Origin of the sequence: Mycobacteroides abscessus ATCC 19977, from assembly GCF_000069185.1 — a bacterium.
Taxonomy (GTDB): Bacteria; Actinomycetota; Actinomycetes; order Mycobacteriales; family Mycobacteriaceae; genus Mycobacterium; species Mycobacterium abscessus.
Window position 1 is genome coordinate 1,373,643 of the sequence record NC_010397.1, and the last position, 22,665, is coordinate 1,396,307.

20 protein-coding genes are annotated in these 22,665 nt (G+C 64.3%); 11 read left to right on the plus strand and 9 right to left on the minus strand.

Annotated elements, in window-relative coordinates; genetic code table 11:
* The first annotated feature begins 5 nt into the window (after positions 1-5).
* Complete coding sequence (locus MAB_RS07095) at positions 6-611, plus strand: suppressor of fused domain protein (RefSeq protein ID WP_005110093.1); 606 nt, start codon at positions 6-8, stop codon at positions 609-611.
* An 8-nt stretch (positions 612-619) separates the two neighbouring features.
* On the opposite strand, the gene MAB_RS07100 is transcribed toward MAB_RS07095, so the two are convergent.
* From MAB_RS07100 to MAB_RS07110, 3 genes are all read right to left on the minus strand, one after another.
* Positions 620-1,120 (minus strand): hypothetical protein, encoded by a 501-nt coding sequence (locus MAB_RS07100; protein ID WP_005110094.1) that lies wholly within the window; start codon positions 1,118-1,120, stop codon positions 620-622.
* A 34-nt stretch (positions 1,121-1,154) separates the two neighbouring features.
* On the minus strand, positions 1,155-2,249 hold the full coding sequence (corA, locus tag MAB_RS07105; protein ID WP_005059676.1) for a magnesium/cobalt transporter CorA: 1,095 nt from the start codon (positions 2,247-2,249) through the stop codon (positions 1,155-1,157).
* A gap of 117 nt (positions 2,250-2,366) precedes the next feature.
* Positions 2,367-3,008, minus strand: a complete 642-nt coding sequence (locus MAB_RS07110) for a TetR/AcrR family transcriptional regulator (protein ID WP_005088087.1) — start codon at positions 3,006-3,008, stop codon at positions 2,367-2,369.
* 223 nt (positions 3,009-3,231) lie between these two features.
* Here MAB_RS07110 and MAB_RS07115 point away from each other — a divergent pair, with 223 nt between their 5' ends.
* The 8 genes from MAB_RS07115 (at position 3,232) to MAB_RS07150 (ending at position 10,897) form a co-directional block, all read left to right on the plus strand.
* The gene (locus MAB_RS07115) at positions 3,232-3,558 is read left to right on the plus strand and encodes a hypothetical protein (RefSeq protein ID WP_005088089.1); all 327 of its coding nucleotides are present in this window, start codon (positions 3,232-3,234) and stop codon (positions 3,556-3,558) included.
* Positions 3,559-3,611: 53 nt separating this feature from the next.
* Complete coding sequence (locus MAB_RS07120; RefSeq protein ID WP_005074289.1) at positions 3,612-4,499, plus strand: SDR family NAD(P)-dependent oxidoreductase; 888 nt, start codon at positions 3,612-3,614, stop codon at positions 4,497-4,499.
* Positions 4,496-5,395: an SDR family NAD(P)-dependent oxidoreductase gene (locus MAB_RS07125; RefSeq protein ID WP_005074290.1), complete on the plus strand. Its 900-nt coding sequence runs from the start codon at positions 4,496-4,498 to the stop codon at positions 5,393-5,395. The genes MAB_RS07120 and MAB_RS07125 overlap by 4 nt, the downstream gene beginning before the upstream one ends.
* 37 nt (positions 5,396-5,432) lie before the next feature.
* On the plus strand, positions 5,433-6,056 hold the full coding sequence (locus tag MAB_RS07130; RefSeq protein ID WP_005110095.1) for a MarC family protein: 624 nt from the start codon (positions 5,433-5,435) through the stop codon (positions 6,054-6,056).
* 84 nt (positions 6,057-6,140) lie between these two features.
* Positions 6,141-7,283 carry an NAD(P)-dependent malic enzyme gene (locus MAB_RS07135; RefSeq protein ID WP_005074294.1) on the plus strand — a complete coding sequence of 381 codons (1,143 nt, stop codon included), beginning with the start codon at positions 6,141-6,143 and terminating at the stop codon, positions 7,281-7,283.
* A 10-nt stretch (positions 7,284-7,293) separates the two neighbouring features.
* Positions 7,294-8,145 carry a glycine betaine ABC transporter substrate-binding protein gene (locus MAB_RS07140; RefSeq protein ID WP_182853399.1) on the plus strand — a complete coding sequence of 284 codons (852 nt, stop codon included), beginning with the start codon at positions 7,294-7,296 and terminating at the stop codon, positions 8,143-8,145.
* Positions 8,146-8,232: 87 nt separating this feature from the next.
* Positions 8,233-9,504, plus strand: a complete 1,272-nt coding sequence (locus tag MAB_RS07145; protein WP_005088097.1) for a serine hydrolase domain-containing protein — start codon at positions 8,233-8,235, stop codon at positions 9,502-9,504.
* A gap of 112 nt (positions 9,505-9,616) precedes the next feature.
* Positions 9,617-10,897: a serine hydrolase domain-containing protein gene (locus MAB_RS07150; RefSeq protein WP_005088099.1), complete on the plus strand. Its 1,281-nt coding sequence runs from the start codon at positions 9,617-9,619 to the stop codon at positions 10,895-10,897.
* A gap of 24 nt (positions 10,898-10,921) precedes the next feature.
* Here MAB_RS07150 and MAB_RS07155 read toward each other — a convergent pair whose 3' ends face one another.
* From MAB_RS07155 to MAB_RS07165, 3 genes are all read right to left on the minus strand, one after another.
* Positions 10,922-11,758 (minus strand): SDR family NAD(P)-dependent oxidoreductase, encoded by an 837-nt coding sequence (locus tag MAB_RS07155; protein ID WP_005088102.1) that lies wholly within the window; start codon positions 11,756-11,758, stop codon positions 10,922-10,924.
* Between the two features lie 45 nt (positions 11,759-11,803).
* Entirely contained in the window at positions 11,804-12,634 is an 831-nt protein-coding gene (locus MAB_RS07160; protein WP_005110096.1) for an SDR family NAD(P)-dependent oxidoreductase, read from the minus strand.
* Positions 12,635-12,729: 95 nt separating this feature from the next.
* A complete protein-coding gene (locus MAB_RS07165) occupies positions 12,730-13,371 on the minus strand; it encodes a class I SAM-dependent methyltransferase (RefSeq protein ID WP_005110097.1) in 642 nt (213 codons plus the stop codon).
* A gap of 241 nt (positions 13,372-13,612) precedes the next feature.
* Between MAB_RS07165 and MAB_RS07170 the strand changes: the two genes are divergently transcribed.
* Positions 13,613-14,767 carry a PucR family transcriptional regulator gene (locus tag MAB_RS07170; RefSeq protein WP_005059698.1) on the plus strand — a complete coding sequence of 385 codons (1,155 nt, stop codon included), beginning with the start codon at positions 13,613-13,615 and terminating at the stop codon, positions 14,765-14,767.
* 3 nt (positions 14,768-14,770) lie between these two features.
* On the opposite strand, the gene MAB_RS07175 is transcribed toward MAB_RS07170, so the two are convergent.
* The 3 genes from MAB_RS07175 to MAB_RS07185 all read right to left on the minus strand — a co-directional run bounded on the left by MAB_RS07175 (position 14,771) and on the right by MAB_RS07185 (position 20,900).
* Positions 14,771-16,090, minus strand: a complete 1,320-nt coding sequence (locus tag MAB_RS07175) for a lipase family protein (protein ID WP_005110099.1) — start codon at positions 16,088-16,090, stop codon at positions 14,771-14,773.
* A 157-nt stretch (positions 16,091-16,247) separates the two neighbouring features.
* Complete coding sequence (locus MAB_RS07180) at positions 16,248-19,964, minus strand: multifunctional oxoglutarate decarboxylase/oxoglutarate dehydrogenase thiamine pyrophosphate-binding subunit/dihydrolipoyllysine-residue succinyltransferase subunit (protein WP_012296425.1); 3,717 nt, start codon at positions 19,962-19,964, stop codon at positions 16,248-16,250.
* A 174-nt stretch (positions 19,965-20,138) separates the two neighbouring features.
* The gene (locus MAB_RS07185) at positions 20,139-20,900 is read right to left on the minus strand and encodes a hypothetical protein (RefSeq protein WP_005059710.1); all 762 of its coding nucleotides are present in this window, start codon (positions 20,898-20,900) and stop codon (positions 20,139-20,141) included.
* A gap of 460 nt (positions 20,901-21,360) precedes the next feature.
* Between MAB_RS07185 and MAB_RS07190 the strand changes: the two genes are divergently transcribed.
* A complete protein-coding gene (locus MAB_RS07190; RefSeq protein WP_005084531.1) occupies positions 21,361-22,644 on the plus strand; it encodes a multidrug effflux MFS transporter in 1,284 nt (427 codons plus the stop codon).
* Positions 22,645-22,665: the final 21 nt, after the last annotated feature.

Here is a 22,665-nt window from a genome sequence, read left to right on the forward strand (position 1 = left end):
GCGCAATGAACTCGGAAGAGATTGTCCGCCGGGTGCATGCGCATCTTTTCGGCCATTTCTCCGGCCGTGGTGCGGGAGAGCCGGATTCGGCCTCGGTGACCTTCTTGGGGTCTGAGCCGTATGAGCTGCTGCGCTATGGGCCCGATGACGCCGGGCTGACACATTTTGCCTCGGTCGGGGCGTCCAGATATCCGATGGCCGATCCAGGGGAGATGATTGCCTCCGAACACCTCGGCCCGCGAGCCGAGGTGTTGATCAGCTTGCACGGCAATGTTTTTCCGGGCCTCGCCCGCTCTCTGGCGGTGCTGGCGGCCTCGCCCGCGGTGGAGGGTCTGGTGCTCACCGAAGATGCGCTCATCGACCTCGGGCAGCCGTTGTGGGACGATCCGGACCGGCAGGCGTTTACCGCGGTTCTGCTACAGGCCAGTGATGTCGCGGATCTGTCGCTGCCGGAACCGCTTTCACCGGTGCGATTCCTGGCGGCGGTACCCATCACCGCCAATGAGGCTGCCTGGGTGCGCCTCAAGGGCGCCGAGGCCCTGCAGGATGCCTGGCGGCAAGCCGATATCGACGTGACGGACCCTTCCCGTGCCCACGCGCAACCTAGCTAGCGCGGCGGTTACTGACCTACGGCGGCGAAATCGGTGGGAGTGGCAACGAAGCCGACCTGAGAGCCTCGGAGGTCCATGACGCACGCGAGCTGGTATCCGGCAACGTATGCGCAGTGCGAGTTGTCGAAGGCGTAGTCAACTCCCGGCAGCAGCAGGGGTAGCGGATGTCCTTCGAATTCTGGTGTTTTGGTGAAGTCCACGTCCTCGGTACCGAACCGCAGCGGTTCCGGCGAGTTGTTGAAGAGATGTGCGGAGTTGGCTCCGTCGGGCGCGCCGAAGAATCTGCCGTGGCAGTCGAGTGCGGACATCCCGCGATGTGACGACGATGTGCAGTATGCACCACTGGGAGTCCGGAACCCGCGGACCGAGTAGGCAAGACCGTCTCGTACGGTGAAGTCCTTGGCGGCTGCCTTCGGCATGGAAGAGAAGTCGGGGAGCGCCGGGTCCGCGAATGCGTTCGGCGCGCACACCAGTGCCAGCATGAGCATCAGTGCCAAGCGCAATGTCATGGTCCCCCCGAATGACGAGTATGTCGGTAAGGAATTACAGCCAGCCGTTCTTACGGAAGTTCCGGTACAGCAGCGTGCACACCAAGACCATGACCAGCAGCACGATCGGATACGCGGCGGGCTCGGCCAGCTCGGGCATGTGCTCGAAGTTCATGCCGTAGATGCCGGCAAGCATCGTCGGAAATGCCGCGATACCCACCCAGGCGCTGATCTTGCGCATGTCGGTGTTCTGCTGCATGGCTACCTTGCCCAGCGCCGCGTTCACCAGCGAGGTGAGCAATTCGTCGTAGCTTCCGATCTTGTCCGCCGCGTGCGTCTGATGATCGAGCACGTCACGTAGGTACCGGCGCACTTCCTTGGTGATCAGGTCATTGTGGTCCTGGGTCAGCTTGGCCAGGGCTCCCGTCAGCGGGCTGATGGCGCGGCGTAGTTCCACGACTTCACGTTTGAGCATGTAAATGTGTTCGATGTCGGTGCTGGACCGGGGGGAGAAGACGTTCTGTTCCATCGCCTCGATGTCGGTCTCGACCAGATCGGACACCTCCATATAGGAGTCGACGACGCGGTCCGCGATGGCATGCATGACGGCGTACGGGCCCAGGCGCATGTGGTCGGGATCGGAGTCCATCTGCGCACGGACCTTGGCCAACCCGCTGTGGTCGCCGTGGCGCACCGTCACCACGAAGTCGCCGCCGACGAAGATCATGATCTCGCCGGTCTCCACGATCTCGCGGGCCGACGAGATCGAATCATGCTCAACGTAATTCACGGTTTTCAGGATCAAGAACAGGGTGTCGTCGTACCGCTCCAGCTTGGGCCGGTTGTGTGCGTGCACGGCGTCTTCGACGGCCAGCCGGTGCAGCCCGAAAGGTTGGGCTACCGCCTCCATCTGATGTTCGTCGGGTTCGTGCAGGCCCACCCAGACGAACCCGCGATCCAGCGAGCGCACCTTTTCCAGCGCGGCGTTCGGGGTGTACTTGCCCGGCAGCCGCACTCCGTCCACGTAGACGCCGCAGTCGACGATGGCCCGGGCGAGCGGCACCGGGATGCGTTTGGCATCGGTTTCTGGCTCACGGCCGCGAATGGGGGAACGCAACGACGACGGGGTGACCGACGGAAATCGCGCCATGATGTGGGCTCCCTGTTCGCATACCAATTCTGCGGAACCGTGCTGCGCGATGGTAACCCGCGAACCTGTGCGAGCGCCTGGAAGGCCGATGTGGTGACGTTCGATATCGCGCGGTGTTCAGTCTGCTATCTGCGGGTGGTGATCACTGGCCAGGCCGTAGTAAAGGATTTCCCGAACAGCATGGGCTAACTGTTCGAAGGCAGCGGGGCTTGGGTCTCGAAGGCTGTAAAAGGCGGAGGCCAGGAGCATTCCATTGACTGCTCTGGCGGCGTGGCCCGCGTCCAGATCACTTCTGAAATAACCGGCGCTTATTCCGTGCTGCAGGTATGTGGCCTGAATGGCGGCTGCGGCGTCATAGAAGGCCAGCACCCGTTCGGCCATATCGTCATCGACAGCGGCGGCTTGTAGGAGCAAGAACCGTGCTGCTTGTGGATCTGCGCTAAGGACGCCTGTCAGCGAAGTCGAAATGTGCTCTGCCTGATCTCGGTACTCAGCCAGGCTGGTAGGCGCCGATGGCGGCAGGTCGAGGAGTGCTGCGGACAGACGTTCCATCAAGTCATCGAGTATTTGTTCGACGATCTCACGTTTGCTTTGGAAGTACAGATAGAACGTCCCCTGCGCGATGCCTACTCGCCTCACTATGTCGGCGATGCCCGTCGCGTGATAACCGCGCTCGGCGAAGCAAGCAAGCGCCGCGCCCAAGATCTCACGCCGAGTCTCCTGCTTGCGACGCTCGAAGCGCGACAACTGTTCGGGCACGTAGTGAGGGTACCGCCACGCCTCCGTTGCTCTTCGGCATTGAAATGAACAACTAATCAGTTATTGACTGATACGTCAGTCGCATGTAACGATGCTAGCCAGACCGGCGCCTGAGACCTCGGGTAGCTCGGTGCGGCGGGTGGGACAGGCAAGCCTGATGGTGTGTGCCGGCCAGCGCTCGCGGCCAGTTCGAGACGCAATACCGATGAGAGGAACCATCTCCATGTCCAGTGCTACCCAGATTGGGATCGCGCCCGCCGCTGAGCTGCCCTCGGCAACAGGACGTATCCGGTTCGCCGGTGCCGTGCTGGCGGCCACTGGCGTTGCCCATTTCATCGCGCCGTGGGTGTTTGACCTGATCACCCGGCCGCTGTTTCCAGACGACACGGCGGGGTGGATACGGCGAAATGGCGCAGCAGAGACAGTGATTGGTGCTGCTTTAGTCGCCGACAAGACCCGCGCTGCTGGAGTATCTGGGCTTGCCGTGTATGCCGTGTTCCTCACCGGCAGGCTTTTCCGTGCTTTGCGGAACCGGACCCGGGCGAGCTAGCCGCTGTGAGGGCAAATCGCCTACTAGGGCCTCGGGATGTAGCGCGCGCTGAAATGAACCTGCGTGACCAAGTTGTTTTCATTACCGGTGCGGGTAGTGGCATCGGGCGTGCGACCGCCCTTGCGTTCGCCCGGGGCGGTGCAAAAGTCATAGCCACGGACCGGAATTTGGCCTCCGCAGAGCAGACGGCAGAGCTGGTGCATGTATCCCGTGGTGTGTGCGAGCCGGTCCTGTTGGATGTGGCCGACCCGCTGGCATGGGAGAGCGCCTTGGCGAGAGTCGAAGAGCACCATGGTATTCCGCGCGTTCTAGTGAACAATGCCGGATACACGACAGCGGGCCGCTTTTTGGACCACTCTGCCGATGACTGGGCAGACTTGGTTGCGGTCAACGTGCGCGGTGCGGTTACTGGGTCGCGTTTGTGTGCGCGCCGAATGGTCGACGCCGGTATCCGCGGGCAGATCATCAATGTGGCTTCGGGAGCCGCGTACACGCCGTTGACCGTCAGCTCGCCGTATTGCACGACAAAGGCAGCGGTAATGATGTTCTCGGAAGCGTTCAGATTGGAGCTACGTCCGCACGGGATCGGTGTGACCGCAATCTGTCCAGGTGCCATCAACACCGGTTTCTATACCGCGGCTCGCCATCTGGGCTCCGACGCCGCCGTCAACACTCAACGCCGGGATCTTTCCGCTGGGGCGATAGCCCGGTTCGGAAGCGGGCCAGATGCGGTGGCCAAAGCCATCGTGCGATCGGTGCGCGCCAACCGCGCCATCCAACCGGTTACCACCGAGGCATATCTGGGGTATGCACTGTGGCGACTCAGCCCCACAGTGATGAAGGTGATCGCGCGGTTGAGCGGGGAAGGCACCCTGCGATACGTCGAAAACACGTCACTGGTGCGCACGGCCATGGGTTGGCTCAAGGAGAGGACCAAGTGAAGCGAAGTGACATCAAGCTGGTTGTGGTGACCGGAGCGGGCAGCGGTATAGGACGGGCCGCAGCTGAACGATTCGCACAGCTAGGCGCGCGGGTGATCGTCAGTGACATCAACGAGGTGGCGGCGGAGGCGACCGTCGCAGCGATTCGGGATGCGGGAGGCGATTCGTGTGCCCGCCGTCTTGACGTAACCGATGTAAACGAATTCGAGGATTTTGCGCGTTGGGTCCAGTCCGAACACGGCGTATGCGATGTCGTGGTCAATAATGCGGGAATCGGCATTCTTGGTGAGGTCATCGATACCACAGAATCGGACTGGGACCGCATCGTCGGCATCAACCTGCTAGGCATGGTCCATGGCGCACGTCTGTTCGCGCAACAGATGGTCGATGCGAACAAGCCTGGCCATATCGTAAATGTCGCCTCAGCGGCAGCGTTTCTTCCGATGCCGAACCTGGCGTCGTATTCGGCAACCAAGTACGCGGTCAAGATGTTCACCGATTGCATTCGCGGCGAACTTGCTCCGAATCATATTGGCGCCAGCGTTATATGCCCTGGGCCAATCATGACCAATATCTTCTCGTCCGCGACCCATACCGGTGCCGATGAGCAGGAGCAGGTGCAGCGCTCGGCGCTTACTGGGGCGGCTTTCGAGAAGATTCGCAGCTGGCATCTGATCCCCGGACCCCAGAATGTGGCGCGCGCTATCGAGAGTGCGGTGGTGTACAACCGCAAGACCGTGTTGGTACGGCCGGAAGCATATTTGGTTTACCTGTTGCGTCGGCTGTCTCCAACGCTGCTGTACGCCTTCTCGAATCTTATCTTTGGTTCGCGCACAATCACATTCGCATACCGGCTAGGTAAGAATCCGACGGTGGCGCGACTGTTGGGCAGGTAACCCGCGAACCTGTGCGAGCGCCTGGAAGACTGACCCGGTGGCCTTCGATATCGCGGTGTTCACCTCAGTGTTCATCACCCTTGTGGTCATCATGGACCCGCCGGGGGCGGTCCCGGTCTTCTTGTCGCTGACGGGGCGACTGCCCGCTCCCGAACGCCATCGGGCCGCATGGCAGGCCCCCGCGGTGTCGTTGACCGTTATCTCGATGTTCGCGATCGGCGGGCAGGCGATTCTGGCGTACCTACATATCGGTGTGCCCGCGCTACAGGGCGCGGGCGGTCTGCTGCTGCTCATCACCGGCTTGTCGTTGTTGATGGGCGGGGCCACCAGTCATGACGCCGACAGCGGCGTCAATGTGGCCTTGGTGCCGCTGGGTACTCCGTTGATGGCGGGCCCGGGGGCCATCGCGGCGACCATCATCGCGGTCCGCCAGGCCGGCCAGAGTGATGGCGCGCAGGCACCGGCGCTTGTGGCCATCGCCGCGGCGATTCTCTGCGTGCACGTGGTGCTGTATCTGACGCTGCGGTTCTCGACGGTGCTGATCAGGGTGCTGCGGGACGGCGGAATCATGCTCTTGGCGCGGGTCGCCGGTCTGCTGCTGGCGGCCATCGCGGTGCAGATGATCGCCGAGTCGGTACGCGGATTCGTGGCGGGCGCGTAACGGGCCGCTCACAGTTCCAGAGTCGCCACCAGTGACATGCAAGGGGGACAGTAGTCTCACGCTGTGACTGCATCCGACGTTGTTGTGACAGATGAAGAGATTTTTGAGGCACATATCGACGGGAAGCTGTCGGTAGAGCTCAAGTCGCCGCTGGATACCCAGCGCGCGCTGTCGATTGCCTACACCCCGGGTGTCGCACAGGTATCGCGGGCCATCGCCGCCGATGCCAGTCTGGCCAAGAAGTACACCTGGGCGCACCGCCTGGTCGCTGTGGTCAGTGACGGTAGTGCCGTGCTGGGGCTGGGCGATATCGGCCCGTCGGCATCGCTGCCCGTCATGGAGGGCAAGAGCGCCCTGTTCAAGACATTCGCCGGCCTCAACTCCATCCCGATCGTGCTTGACACCAAGGACCCCGATGAGATCGTCGAGACGCTGATCCGTCTGCGCCCCACCTTCGGTGCGGTCAACCTGGAGGACATCTCGGCGCCGCGCTGTTTCGAGATCGAGCGACGCGTTATCGAGGCGCTCGACTGTCCCGTCATGCACGACGACCAACACGGCACCGCCATCGTGGTGCTCGCCGCCCTTATGGGTGCTTCCCGGGTGTTGGGACGCGATCAGCAGTCCCTCAAGGTGGTCATCTCCGGCGCGGGCGCGGCCGGCGTGGCGTGCGCCAACATCCTGCTGGCCGACGGCATCAACGATGTGACGGTGCTGGATTCGAAGGGGATCGTGCACACCAGCCGCGATGATCTCAACGAGTTCAAGGCCGACCTCGCCGCGCGGACCAACCCTCGTGGACTCACCGGGGGACAGGCCGAGGCACTCGCGGGCGCCGATGTGTTCCTGGGTGTTTCGGCGGGCAAGGTCGACGAATCGCTCATCGCGACCATGGCCGATGACAGCATCGTCTTCGCCTGTTCCAACCCCGATCCTGAGATTCATCCGCATGTCGCGGCCAAGTACGCCGCGATCGTGGCGACCGGGCGCAGTGACTTCCCGAACCAGATCAACAACGTGCTGGCCTTCCCCGGTGTATTCCGCGGGGCATTGGACGCCGAGGCCACCAAGATTACCGAGCGGATGAAAGTGGCGGCGGCCGAGGCGATTTTCTCTGTTGTGGAGCCGGAGCTGGCGCCCAACAAGATTGTGCCCAGCCCACTGGACCCGCGCGTCGGGCCGGCCGTGGCCGCCGCTGTGCAGGCCGTCGCGCACGAGAGCGACTAGCCGTTTGAGGTTGCGTAGGTGGACGGCGGTGCTGCTGGCGGCAGTGGCTGTTCTGGCCGGTTGCTCGGAAAACCACGGCCCGGCACCGTATCTCACGGTGGTGACGACCAACGACGCGCAGTATCGGGTGCTTGCGCACATCTACGCGGCGGTGGTCAAGGCGACCGGCATCGATACCAAAGTGCGTGAGAGCGCCGATCCGGTAACAGAATTGGACACCGGCATTGCCAGCGTTGCGCCCGGTTTCACCGGGCGAGTGTTGCGACGGTTCGCGCCGCAGCAGCGGCCGAGTGGTGACGAGGAGACGGCGTATAAGGCCATGATCGCCGCACTACCCGCCGGTGTCGCCGCCGCCGACTATGGCACCGCCGAGGATCGGGCAGCGCTGGCGGTCACCAGCTCACCGGGCGCGTCGGCCAAGCCGACGCTGGCGGCCTTCGTACGGCACTGCGATCAGCTGGCCCGCGGTGGGCAGGTCGGCCAGGGACCGGTTCCGCTACCGCGCATCGGGTCGTGCGCTACCGGTACGCCGCGTCAATACGCCAGCGCCGGTGAGCTTTTCGCGGCACTCAGGCGTGGTGAGGTCGCGGTGGCGTGGACCAGTACCGCCAACCCGGCCCTACCGGCCGACGGAGTCACACTGCTGGACGACGAGAAGCAATGGTTACCCGCGAACAGTGTGGTGCCGCTGTACCGTCGCAATGAGTTGACCGAGGCACAGGTGTTGTCGCTCAACAAGGTTGCCGGTGAACTCACTACCGGGGACCTCGCGGCGATGACGCGAGAGGTTTCCGGTGGTGCAGACCCGCAGCGTGTGGTCGGCACCTGGCTCAATGATCACCAGATTTTGCTGCGCGGCTGACCGTAGCGCTCTGACCTGCGTAGATACCTCGGGCAATCAGATTGTGACTTGACCGGGTTATTTGACACGTGGTACCCAAATGTCACTATGGCGATCCCACTGGGCCCCAATGTTGCGGCCACAGCACCTGTACGTCGCGACGGGCTATACCCGGGTGACCAGCCCGGATTACGGCTGCCCAACGGAGTGGAAGGCTGGGCGCGGCCCGAGTTGTCCGCCGTCGTGCGCACCTTCGAATGGATGTTCACCAAATACCGGCTGGGCGGCGGCGGCCTGAGCGTCTATGTGGACGGCGAGCCCGCCCTGGATATCTGGGCGGGTGCGGCGGCGGCCGGACAGGGCTGGACACGCGACACCGGAGCCCTCGTCTTCTCGGCATCCAAGGGCATTGCCGCCACGGTCATCCACCGCCTGGTCGATCGCGGACTGATCACCTACGACGCCCCGGTCGCACGTTACTGGCCGGAGTTCGGTGCCAACGGCAAGTCTTCGATCACCGTCCGGCAGGTCCTCGATCATCGCGCCGGGCTCTCCCGTCTCGAGGGAATCGCCTACCACGCAGAGGAAATCGTCGATCACGAGTTGATGGAGCGGCGTCTTGCCGCCGCCCCCGTCGACAAGTTCTACGGTAAGCGCGCGTACCACGCTCTGACCTTCGGATGGCTGCTCGCGGGGCTGGCGCGCTCGGTCACCGGTAAAGACATGCGGGAGCTGTTCCGAACCGAGATCGCCGATCCGCTCGGGGTCGACGGTATCCATCTGGGGCGGCCACCGCGTACCGCGTCGACCAAGGCCGCCTCGATGTATCCATTCCTGGACTCGATGGCGAACAAGCCCGCGGTGGGGAGGCTGCTGCCGACGGTCATTCGTGCCATCGATCGCCTCCCTGGTTTCGAGGGCGCCATCGGCACGATGTACGGACCAGGCATGGAGCGGATTCTGGCCGATGACGGCACGCTGAATTCGGCCCTGTACGACATGCAGGCACCCGCCGCCAATGCCGTGGCGACCGCGCCGGCCCTGGCCAAGATGTATGCCGCCCTGGCTGGGGATGGCAGTGTCGATGGCCGTGAGTTACTTTCGCCGGAAACGGTGGCAGGACTTGCCCGCAAGACCAATCTGACCATCGACCGCACCATCGTGTTCCCCATGGGCATGCACCTGGGGTACATGTCGCTGCCGATGAACGGATTCCGGGGCGGATTCGGCCACATCGGACTCGGCGGCTCGATGGGGTGGGCCGACCCCAAGCGCAAGATTGCCGTCGGCTTCGCACACAACCGGCTTCCGCTGACCATGGCTCTTGACCAGATCTCCTTCGCGTTCTTGTGGCCCCAGATCGTCAAGGCGGTCGGCTGAAGAGCCGGGGTCGTGAAGCGCCCCCAATCGCTGCGCCCCGATTGGGTATCTGTCTGACATCTACGCCATCGCGCTTGCCTTGATGTCGAGTACCTGGTACTCACTGTTACTTATGGCACAACCTCATGGCCTCGATGACGCGGCCACGGAATTACCGCTACCGGCGCGGCCGCAATTCGCCTACCCTCCGCTGGAACGCGGTATGGAGCTACCGCCGGGAGTGAACGGTTGGGCGCGCCCCGAGTTCCGCGGAGTAGTGCGCGTCTTCGCGTTCGCCTTCACCCGTTATCGCGTGGGTGGGGGCGCCGCGTGCGTGTACGTGGATGGTGAGCCCGTGCTCGACCTGTGGGCTGGGGTGGCGCAGAAGGGTGAGGAGTGGACTCGTGATACCGCTCCGGTGATCTTCTCGGCGTCCAAGGGAGTGACCGCGACGATCATTCACCGTCTGGTGGATCGTGGACTGTTGGACTACCGCGCGCCGGTGGCGCGGTACTGGCCGGAGTTTGCCGCCAACGGCAAGGAAGCGATCACGGTCGATGGGATTCTCTCGCACACCGCGGGTCTGTCGCGGCTTACCGGCATTGCGCACAACTACGAGGAGATGTTCGATCCGGATCTGATGGCCGATCGCCTGGCCGCGGCTCCGGTCGATAGATATTTCGGCAAGCCGGCCTACCACGCTCTGTCTATTGGCTGGCTGATGGGACGGCTGGCCAAAGCCGTCACCGGTAGGGATTTGGAGGAGCTGTACCGCAGCGAGCTGGCCGAGCCGCTGGGTGTCGACGGCATCTACATGGGACGCCCGCCGGCCGGTGCTCCGTCGCAATCTGCTGCGCTCACACCGTATTTGGACCGGGTCGCACGGTCTGGCTTCATCCGTCGCGCTGCCCCTTCCGTGATGGGTGTGCTCGACAAGATGCCCGGCGCCAAGGGCGCCGCGTCGACGCTGTACCAGCCGGGCGCGGAAATGCTGCTCGCTGACGACGGGCACGCCAGCGCCGCGGTGATGGACCTGCGGTGTGGTGCGGGCAGCGCATGTTGCACCGCGCCGGCGCTGGCCAAGCTGTACGCTGCGCTGGCCGGCGATGGCAGCGTGGATGGTGTGCGTCTACTGTCGCCGGACATCACCCGCGGACTGGGGCGCAAGAACAGCTATCGGATCGACCACACGCTCGGGCTTCCGATGGGTTGGCACCGTGGGTATCACTCGCTGACGGCCCCCGTGATCGGTGGCGGCTTCGGCCATATCGGTGCCGGCGGATCCTTCGGGTGGGCCGACCAGAAACGCAAAATCTCGGTGGCCATTGTGCACAACCGGCTTCCCCGCACGATGGTGTTCGATCAAACCGTCATCGGTACCTTCCTGCCGTCAATCATTCGCGCCGCGCGGTAACGCGGCGCAAATGATCGGCCCGGGTTACTTCTTACCCGGCCGGGGCAGGATGAAGCGGGTCACCACGGAGAAGATGTCCTGGTAACGGGCACCGGTGAGCCGGACGATGACGTCCAGGATCTTGGCGTCCGGGCCGACCAGTACCCGCGGCTTCTTCTTGCGTACGGCGGTCAGGATGATGCGGGCAGCGGCCTCCGGGCTGGTGTTCGCCAGGTACTTGTCGAACATCGCGGCCATCGCCTGCTGGTCGTAGCCCTCGGCCGTGGTGGAGTTGCGCGCGATGGCGGTCTTGATGCCGCCGGGGTGCACGCAGGTGACGGCGACGGGCTTCTTGCCGATGATCATTTCTTGGCGCAGTGACTCGGTGAAGCCGCGCACCGCGAACTTGGCCGAGTTGTAAGCACTTTGGCCGGGCATGGACAGCACGCCGAACAGGCTGGAGACGTTGACGACGTGGCCGTCGCCGGAGGCGATCAGGTGTGGCAGGAAGGCCTTGGTGCCGTTGACGACGCCCCAGAAGTCGACATCGATGATGCGCTCGATGTCCTTGAACTGGCTTTCCTCTACCTCGCCCTGGTATGCGATGCCGGCGTTGTTGTAGATCTGGTTGACCTTGCCGAAGTGGTCCTTGATGGCGTCGGCGTAGAGCAGGAAGGCTTCGCGCTCCGCGACATTGAGACGATCCGCACGGACCTCGGCGCCGAGCGCCTTGACCTGGCGTTCGGTTTCGGCCAAGCCCTCGTTGTCGATATCGCTGATGGCGATCTTGGCGCCCGATCGTGCCAGCTCGACGGCCAGTGCGCGTCCGATACCCGAACCCGCGCCGGTCACCACGGCCACCTTGCCGCTGAAGCCTTCCATAAGTGTCTCCTTGTTAGACGACTGTCAAATAGTCAGAGTAATGGGTCAATGGGAACGTTTGGGCATCAGGAACCGCTCGCCGAGTACGAACAGATCCTGGTAGCGCGCACCGGTCAGCCGGACCAGAATGTCGATTGCTTTCGCGTCCGGCCCCACAAGCACGCGGGGCTTCTTCTTGCGTACGGCGGTCAGAATGATTCGCGCCGCGGCCTGCGGTCTGGTTCTGGCGAGCATGTCGAACAACTTCGTGAATTCAGCATGGTCGTAGCCTTCGGCGACCGTGGCGTTGCGGGCCACGTTGGTCTTGATGCCGCCGGGGTGCACGCAGGTGACGGCGACGGGCTTCTTGCCGATGATCATTTCTTGGCGCAGTGACTCGGTGAAGCCGCGCACCGCGAATTTCGCTGCGTTGTAGGAGCTTTGGCCCGGGCATGCCATGACTCCGAAGATCGAGGAGACGTTGACGACGTGGCCGTCGCCGGAGGCGATCAGGTGTGGCAGGAAGGCCTTGGTGCCGTTGACGACGCCCCAGAAGTCGACATCGATGATGCGCTCGATGTCCTTGAACTCGCTGGCTTCCAGTTCGCCATGGAAGTCGATGCCGGCGTTGTTGTAGATCTGGTTGACCGTGCCGAAGTGCTCCTTGATGGCGTCGGCGTAGAGCAGAAAGGCTTCGCGCTCCGCGACGTTGAGGCGATCGGATCGGACATCACCGCCAAGGCTCTTGATCTGGCGTTCGGTTTCGGCCAAGCCCTCGTTGTCGATATCGCTGATGGCGATCTTGGCGCCCGATCGTGCCAGCTCGACGGCCAGTGCGCGTCCGATGCCCGAACCGGCACCGGTCACCACGGCGACTTTGCCGCTGAAGCCCTCCATGGGTACTCCTCAAGATTTACGTTGTCAGGCTGACGTCAATCAGTGAGGGTAATGGATGGCCGTACGGCATGATCATGGCGGCGGGCGAGTGACCGTCAGGTCTTGAGGCCCACACAGATCCAGTCGACGGAAACCAGCGGTGGTGTAACGGGTCGCGCCACCGGGCGGTGCACGACCACCTCAAAGCCCGCACCTGCGAACAACCGTTCCATCTCGGTGGCCGTCGGGAAATGCGCCGGGCCACGTTCGCCGGTGCGGTTGCGTGCCCAGCGCCGCTCCCTGGGGCAGATCGTGGCGACCGAGGCCATCCCGCCGGGGACCAGCACGCGGTAGAACTCTGCCAGCGCGGCAGGCTGGTCGAAGAAATGGAAGGCCGACGTCGTCACTACGGCGTCGAGGCTGGAATCCGCGAAGGGGAGCTGCTCGGCGGGCGCCTTGCGCCACTGCACCTGAGCGCACCGCGCCCTGGCCTTGGCGAGCATGCCGTCGGACATATCAACGCCGAAGACGGTTGCCTGGTGCAACTCTGCCCGAATGCGCGATGCCAATATTCCAGTGCCGCAAGCGATATCGGCAACACGCCGGGCGTCGTGCTCGCATAGCTGCGCTATGGTGTCTGTCTGGGCAGGGCTGTAGATATGGCGCTGCACGAGTGGGAAGTTGTAGACCCTGGACATCAGGGTCCAGTACCGCGTGACCAACTCGTTGAGCGAACGCCGCTGGGCGATGGCAGGCATCTGTGAAATCTAGGAGCGGCGGCGGCGCCGGGTCCGCGACTTGTGCCGACCTTGGTGAAAGACACGAGGCGCGCGGCCGGAAGCTATGACCGGTCCCAATAACCCGCGCGTCCCGGAAGGAACCTTCGAGCAAACCTCCGAACTCACCGGGGAGGCGGTAGGGTGCGCAATGGTCTCATGGATGTGATCCGTGGGGGGTCGGATATTCCACGCTGCGGTGGGAGAAGGTTGGAGTCCGCTGATGACGGCGTCACTCAGTGATCGGTTCATGCGCCGGCTGCCGGAGACGGCGCGTCGCGCGGTGGACTGTTTCGCTGCCGAGGTGCCGTACTACGGGATGCTGCCGCGTGAGGTTCTCGACGGCGAGATAACCGAGTTCACCAAGCAGCATTTCCGGATATTCGCCCGGGTCATGCTGGAGTCGCGTGCGCCCACCGACGACGAGTTCGCGGTATCGATCCTGGCCGCGTCCCGCCGGGCGCAGGAAGATATCCCGCTGCCTGCGGTGCTGGCCGTCTACAACGTCGCAGCGCGGGTGGGCATCGAGACCCTCCGGGAACTGGCAACTCCCGACGAGGTGGACGAGGTATTGGCTGTGAGCGTGCAGCTCCAGCGCTATCTGCAATTGATGCTGCCCGCCGTCACCGCCGCGTATCTCGAAGAGCGTCAGGGCGTTTATGGTGCGGCGGCAGATGCCCGCCGTGACCTCTTCGAGGCGTTGGTCAAGGGAATGCCGTGGGAGGAGGCGGCCGAACGGGCGAGCGTCACGCTGGCGCTGTCGTATCACGTGCTGTTCCTGTACATGCCCGAACCCGCGACCAACACCGTGGTGGCGCGGCGGCGCGCACACCGCGTGCAGGACATCGTCGACGAGTATGCGCGCGAGCCCGTGCTGGCCGCGCTGGATGGTCGCGGCGGCACCATCTTGCTGCCCGCGGTGGGCAAGGTGGAATCACTGCTGCCGTTGTTCTCGGAAGTGGCCGGGGGGCCGGTCACGATCGGGCTGTCCGAGGCGGCCGATCCCGCGGAGATCGCCGCCGCTGCCGATGAGGCGCGCGAATTGGCCTTGCTCGCACTGCGACTCGGCCGGGCGCCGGGGGCGTATCGACTCTCCGATTTACTGTTGGAGTACCAGATCACCCGGCCGGGCAGGGCACGCGACCTGCTGGCCGCGACCGTTCAGCCGCTCGCCGCGCACCCACACCTGCAGCAGGCGCTCAGCGCCTACCTGCAGCACGAGCACGGCCGGCAGCTGGCCGCCAAATCACTACATGTGCATCCCAACACCCTCGACTACAGGTTGCGCCGGGTTGCCGAGCTGACCGGATTGGATCCGGCGCAACCGTCCGCGGCGCGGACGCTCGCCGCGGCGCTCTTGGCGGTCAAGGCACGCTGAGAATCAGAGCTTCCCGCTGAGCAGCTGGATGATCCCCCGCTGCCAGCGCATGAACATCCGGATGGCCCGCAGGGTCAATGAGGTGGAGAACACCGTCTGGACATCCGATCTCGCGGGTAATGCCTTGCCGGTCAGCCGTTCATCCAGCCAGGCGAGGGCGTCCGAGCCGCCGGCCAGAGCCAACACGATGTGCTCGGACGCGCGATCGCGTCGATACGTGACATGAGCGCCTCCGGCGATGTAATCCTCGGCGAGCTGATCGGTGTACTGAATCGGCAGCAGCAGGTCGTGTATCGGGTGATACAGATACACCGGTGCGGTCGGCGTCCGTTGCCCCAACGTCATCTCATCGGTGAGTGCGGTGATCTCCGGCCCATCCATGACTTCTTCGAGGGGGCGGTCCAGGATCTTGTTGAAGTCCAGGAATGGCCAGCGCAGCACCGTCTCCAGGAGCGTCATGCGCTCGGACTTCTCGACGATTCGGCGTCCCCTGCGGTTGAGGTGGCGCTCCAGGAACTCGCGGGCCGGCGGATGAGCACGCATCATCGCCGCGAGCACCGGGATGATCAGGCCTGAGGCGGGCCGGGCGCAGTGGTAGTGCACGAGCGGGCCGGGTTGTGCGGCGGGCGCCCCGATCAGCGCGCCCACCATGTTCAGCTCCGGGGCGTATTCACCCGCCAGCTCCGCCGCCCAAGCTGTCGCGGTGCCGCCACCGGAGTATCCCCACACTGCGACGGGGGTTTGCCAGCTCAGCTGCGGGATGCCGTCGTCGCCGGACGCCGCGATGGTGGCGCGCAGGCCGTCGAGCACGTGGTACCCGGGCTGGCGGGCCACCATCCAAAGCCCGTGCGGTCCCTCGTGGTCGCTGATGGTGACCACCCATCCTTTGGTGAGTGCGGCCACCACCAGCAGGAATTCGTTCTGAGACTGGGTCAGGCCAAAGGATCCCTGCTGCAGGTAATACGACGGGAACCGTTTGGGCGTGACGGCGTCGATGGCGCTCTGGAAGGCCAGTAGCGGCGAGTCCGCCGTCGCACGCTGCGGTACGACCACCGTGGTGACCGTGGTTTCCGGATTGCCATGCAAGTCGGTGCTGCGATAGAGGACCTGCCAGGCATGCAGCTTCAGCGGAATGAGGCCGAAGAGCCCGAGCCGCACTCGGCGGCGTCGCAGCGGTGTCCCCGGTGCGGTGCCTTCCCATCCCTGCGGCGCCGGGCCGAAGAAGGGGTCGTAGGCAGCCGACAACGGCTTGTCGACCTGCAGCGGCCATTCGTCGATCGAGGGCGTTGCCGGAGCAGGCCTGGGCGCGGTACCGGCCGTCATCGAGCCTGTTGTCCTTGCACTGGCGGTCCTATCCGGTCGTGAGCACAGTTCACTACCTTGCGCAGCGTATTGACCGGTTGCGGCGCATGACAACGCAATGACCGCAGATCATGTTCACTCACCAAACGGCCGACGGCACCTTGTGACCGCTCACTTCCTACCCGGAGGTGGGAGCAAAGGCCTCGTCGATGATCTCCTGCTGCTCGACGGCGTGCACCTTCGAGGAACCGGACGACGGCGCCGACATGGCCCGCCGGGAGATCTTGGTGAGGCCGGTCAGGCGCGGCACCACCTCGGGCAGGTTCAGTCCGAAGGTCGGCCACGCGCCCTGGTTGGCGGGCTCTTCCTGTACCCAGATGTATTGCGCATCATCCGGGTACCGGCTGAGGGTCTCCTCGAGTCGGTAGCGCGGAATCGGGTACAGCTGCTCGATCCGCACGATCGCGACATCGTCGCGCTTGTCGGAGTTCTTGCGCGCCAAGAGGTCGTAGTACAGCTTGCCGCTGGTCAGCAGGATCCTCTTGACCTTGCTGCGGTCGCCCACACCGTCCTCGTAGGTGGGCTCCTCGAGCACTGAACGGAACTTGCGGTCGGTGAAGTCCTTGATGTCACTGACCGCAGCCTTGTTGCGCAGCATGGACTTTGGCGTGAACACCACCATTGGCCGGGTGATGCCGTCCAGGGCATGCCGACGCAATAGGTGGAAGTAGTTGGCGGGCGTCGACGGCATGGCCACCGTCATCGAGCCTTCGGCGCACAGCTGCAGGAACCGCTCGATGCGGCCCGAGGTGTGGTCGGGACCCTGCCCCTCATGGCCGTGGGGGAGTAGCAATACCACCTCGGAGAGCTGGCCCCACTTGGCCTCACCGGAGGAGATGAACTCGTCGATGATCGACTGTGCGCCGTTGACGAAGTCGCCGAACTGAGCCTCCCACAACACCATTGCGTCGGGATTGCCGACGGAATAGCCGTACTCGAAGCCCAGCGCCGCGTATTCGGAGAGCGCCGAGTCGTGCACCACGAGACGACCGCCCGTCGGGTTGCCCTCGGCGTCCACACCCACCAGCTGCAGCGGGCTGAACTCGGTGCCGTTGTGCCGGTCGATGATCACCGCGTGACGTTGGGTAAAGGTGCCGCGCTTGGAGTCCTGGCCGGACAACCGCACCACCTTGCCCTCGGCGACCAGGGTGCCGAACGCCAGCAGCTCGCCGAAGGCCCAGTCGACCTTGCCCTCGTAAGCCATCTCGCGGCGCTTATCGAGTACCGGCTTGACGCGCGGATGCACGCTGAAGTCCTCGGGAACCGACAGGAAGGCGTCACCGATGCGCTGCAGCAGCGCCTTGTCGACGGCGGTGACCAACTTCTGCGGCAGCTGCTGGTCTTCCTCGACCGATTCGCTGGGACGCTGTTGATACTTTTCCAGGTCGCGTACCTCGTTGAAGACCCGTTCCAGTTGGCCCTGGTAGTCGCGCAGGGCGTCCTCGGCTTCCTTCATCGAGATATCGCCGCGGCCGATCAGGGCTTCGGTGTAGGTCTTGCGCACACCGCGCTTGGTGTCGATCACCTCGTACATCTGCGGGTTGGTCATCGAGGGGTCGTCGCCCTCGTTGTGGCCGCGCCGGCGGTAGCAGACCAGGTCGATGACGACGTCTTTGTTGAATTTCTGGCGGAAGTCCACGGCCAGACGTGACACCCAGACGCATGCCTCGGGATCGTCGCCGTTGACGTGGAAGATCGGCGCACCAATCATTTTCGCGATATCGGTGCAGTACTCGGTGGAGCGCGAGTGCTCCGGCGCGGTGGTGAAACCGATCTGGTTGTTAACCACGATGTGAATAGTGCCGCCGGTGCGGTAGCCGGGCAGGTTGGCCAGGTTCAGGGTCTCGGCCACCACACCCTGTCCGGCGAACGCGGCGTCACCGTGCAGCATCAGCGGCACCACGGTGAAGCGGCCGCCGTCGGTGCCCACGTCGAGAAGATCCTGCTTGGCGCGCACCAGGCCTTCCAGTACCGGGTCCACCGCCTCGAGGTGCGAGGGGTTGGCGGTCAGTGAGACTTCGATGTCGTTGTCGCCGAACATCTGGATATAGGTGCCGGATGCGCCCAGGTGATATTTGACGTCTCCGGAACCGTGGGCGAGCGCCGGGTTCAGGTTGCCCTCGAACTCGGTGAAGATCTGCGAGTACGGCTTGCCGACGATGTTCGCCAGCACGTTGAGCCGGCCCCGGTGCGGCATGCCGATGACCACCTCATCGAGGCCGTGTTCGGCGCTCTGGTCGATGACGGCGTCCATCATCGGGATGACGCCCTCGGCGCCTTCCAATGAGAAGCGCTTCTGCCCAACGTATTTAGTGGCCAGGAAGGTCTCGAAGGCCTCGGCCGCGTTGAGCTTGGACAGGATGTACTTCTGCTCGGCGACGGTCGGCTTGTCGTGCTTGGCCTCGATGCGTTCCTGCAGCCACTTCTGCTGCTCAGGCTCCAGGATGTGGGTGTACTCGACGCCGGCGTGGCGGCAGTACGCGTCGCGCAGTACCGAGAGCACGTCGCGCAGCTTCATGTACTCCTGGCCCTTGAATCCCGAGACCTTGAATTCGCGGTCCAGGTCCCACAGGGTCAGGCCGTGGCTGAGCACGTCCAGGTCGGGATGGCTACGGAAGCGGGTTTTGTCCAGGCGCAGCGGATCGGTGTCGGCCATGAGGTGGCCCCGATTGCGGTATGCCGCAATGAGTTCCAGCACGCGGGCGTTCTTGTCGACGATCGAGTCGGGGTTGTCGATGCGCCAGCGCACCGGCTCATAGGGGATGCCCAGCTCCCGGAAGATGTCGTCGAAGAAATCGTCGGAGAGTAGTAGCTGATGCACTGTCCGCAGGAAGTCGCCCGACTCGGCGCCCTGAATGATGCGGTGGTCGTAGGTGGACGTCAGCGTCATGTGCTTACCGATGCCCAGATCGGCAATGCGCTCTTCGCTGGCGCCCTGGAACTCGGCCGGGTACTCCAGCGCACCGGCACCGATGATCGCGCCCTGGCCGCGCATGAGCCGCGGCACCGAGTGCACGGTGCCGATGGTGCCCGGATTGGTCAGTGAGATGGTGACTCCGGAGAAGTCTTCGGCGGTCAGCTTGCCGTCGCGGGCGCGGCGCACGATGTCCTCGTAGGCGGCGATGAACTGGCCGAAACCCAATGCCTCGCAACCCTTGATGGCCGCAACGACCAGAGTGCGGTTGCCGTCCTTGCCGGGGAGATCGATGGCCAGACCCAGGTTTACGTGGGCGGGGGTGATGGCGACTGGTTTACCGTCCACTTCGGCGAAGTGGCGGTTCATATTCGGGAAATCCTTGATGGCCTGGACGATGGCGTAGCCCAGTAGGTGCGTGAAGGAGATCTTGCCGCCGCGAGTGCGCTTGAGGTGATTGTTGATGACGATGCGGTTGTCGATCATCAGCTTGGCGGGGATCGCCCGGACGCTGGTGGCGGTGGGGATCTCCAGCGAGGCAGACATGTTCTTGACCACGGCGGCGGCGGCACCGCGCAGCACCTGGGCCTCGTCGCCCTCGGCGGTGGGGATCGGAGGGGCGGCGGGCTTTGGCGCCGCTGGGGCCGTGCTCGGTGCGGACGCGGGCTTGACTGCCGGGGCGGGCGCGGGTGCCGCTGCCGGTGCCGGTGCCGGTGCGGGTGCCGCTGGCGTGGGTGCCGGTGCGGGGGCCGCGTGACCGTTGGCGCTGGCGGTCGCGGGCTCGGCCACCGACTCGGCTCCAAAGTCGCTCAGGAACTCGTGCCAGCTCGAGTCGACCGAAGACGGATCTTCCTTGAATCGCCGGTACATCTCTTCGACCAGCCATTCGTTCTGCCCGAATTGTGGATTTGAACCGTTCACGGCAGTCTTCGCCTCGCTCCGTCTCGTTCGATATTCAGTCCGTTTAGCGACCGGTACCAGGCTAACGCGTCGCCATCGGGGGCGGCATGTCGCCGTTCCATGACAGGGGCGACATCATCGGCGCCACTGATGGCTCAGGGGTGGACTCCCGGTGAACGGCCACCCCTGTCCTGCTTAGCTGTCCGGTGCTACCAGTCGCAGCTGCACCGGCCATGCCGTCGGGGGTTCTCCAAAGGCATTGCGTGCGTTCGTGATTATTCTCTTGCCGATAAAGCGGTTGCCGCCCGCGCCGATCACGGCCCCGATTCCGGCCGGCAACAGCTTGCCCGCCGCCATGGCTCCACGCTTCACGGCGAATTTCTTGGTGAACCGCTTGAGTAGCGTGGCGTTGAGATGACTGAGCGCGGGCACCGGCAGCGTCGAGGTGGCCTCGGCCAGCCAGCCTCCGCCGACGGTGCGCTCCTTGCCCAGCACGTCCGAGACCGTGGTCTCACCGTCCTCACCGAGCAGAACCGCGAGCACCAGCGTATGGCGATGCTCGATCTTGGCGAGTTCGATGTCATGGACGGCAGCCAGCGCCAAAGTGAACAGCGATGTCGCCTCCAGGAACAGCACAGCCTCGCCGGCCGTCGCCGACAGCGCGGCCAGCGTGCCTACGCCGGGGAATGCGGCGGCCGCGCCGACGGCCGCACCGCTGCCCATCACCGTTGCCAGATATCGCTTCTCCAGCATCGCGACGACATCGGCGGGTGTCGCGGTGGGGTGAGTGGCTCGTAGCTTCTGGACGTATGCGCGTACCGCGGGCTCCTGAACCTTGGTGCTCTGGTCCAGGACGAGGGAGAGGAGCTTGCCCGAGGCGCCCGGCTTGGACTCCTTGCTCTTGCCCCCCAACGCGAGCTGCCGCTGCGGTTCGGTGATGCGAGTGCTCATCGGCATGTGTTCCTTCAGTGCTGTGGTCTGGGTGGGTCCACTGGTTGTGAGCGAAGATCTGTTCTCACAGTAGTGAAGACGAATGGCGAGTGTCTTTCGTTCCTCAAATAGGGGTCTAAATGGGTGATTTGCGCGACGTTTTGACACTCGCGCGCTGTCCGGGCAACCGATTTCCTGGCAGGGATCCGCTGGCGCGTGCCGATCATGAGCAAAGTCGTGGCGGTGAGCGCCGCCGCCGTAAAAACGCGGTGACGGGACAGGCGCGCTGTGCTTCGATGTTGACGGACCGGCTCTTCGGTGTGTTGTCTATAGCGACGGCGTTCCGGAGCGGGCGACCTGGGGAAATGTGCGTCGGCGCTGATGAGGCCGGTAATGGGGGCGATGTCTCCTCCTGGATGGGAGTGGAGACTTGACCGATTGAGTGAGACGCAGCTCACATTTGTTAGGGAAGGGAAGGTTTTGCCACGTGCGTGCGCTGAGCACTGAGGTGACGAGTGCCCCCGGTAAGACGACAGTCGATGACCCGGCGACCGATCGCACTCCTGCCGGTTCGGTCTCGCCTCCGGCAACCCGCCTGGGTCGGGCATGGCTCATCACCGTGCTGGGCGCCATGGTTGCCCTGGGCCCCCTCACCATCGACATGTACCTGCCGGCCCTGCCCGACATCGGCTCGGATCTGCACGTCAACTCCACCCTCACCCAGCTGACACTGACCGGAACGCTGGTGGGGTTGGGTCTGGGGCAGCTGCTGGTGGGCCCGCTGTCGGATTCACTCGGCAGGCGGCTGCCGCTGATCGCCGGGGCGATCCTGCACATCGTGGCGTCACTGGCCATCACCATCGCCCCGAACATCGTGGTGCTCGGCGTGTTGCGGGCGGTCGAAGGGATGGGCGCCGCGGCGGCCATGGTGGTGGCGATGGCCGTGGTGCGTGACCTCTATACCGATAAGGCCGCGGCAACCGTGATCTCCCGGCTCACACTCGTCATTGGTATTGCGCCGATCCTGGCTCCGTCACTGGGCGCGGCCGTGCTGGTGCATGGGTCATGGCAGAACGTATTCGCGGCCCTGTCATGCCTGGGCGTCCTGCTGCTCATCCTCGCCGTGGTGGCGCTGCCGGAAACACTGCCCCCGTCTGCGCGACGTCCACTGCGGGCAGGGGCCATCCTGCGGACTTACCGCGATCTGCTGCGCGACAAGGTGTTCGTGGTTCTGGTGCTGGTTGCCGGTCTTTCGTTGTCCGGTCTGTTCGCCTACATCTCGGGTGCCTCGTTTGTGTTGCAGGGACAGTACGGCATGAATCAACAGGTGTTCGCGCTCGCATTCGGTGCGGGTGCCATCGCGTTTGTGGCTGCCTCACAGCTGAACGTCGTGCTGCTCAAGCGATTCGAACCGCAGCAGATCGTGCGGTGGTGCTTGTCGCTGGCTTTGATCCCGGCGGTGGTGCTACTGGTGCTGGCGGGTTTCGGTATCGGTGGGCTCGTCGGCTTTGTGGCTCCGGTGTGGACGTTGATGGCATTGATGGGCTTCGTCATACCGAACGCGCCTGCGCTGGCGTTGTCCCGCCACGGTGAGGCGGCGGGTACTTCGGCTGCGGTGCTGGGCGCCGCACAATTCGGGGTGGGTGCCGTGATCGCGCCGCTGGTTGGGGCATTGGGCAACAACGCGCTGGCCGTCGCCATCGTCATGATGATCGGAGTGGTGCTGGCTCTGGCCGGGCTGGCCGTCGTGAGAAATCGTGTCGCTGCCTGACCGACGACTAAGTTCCGTAGC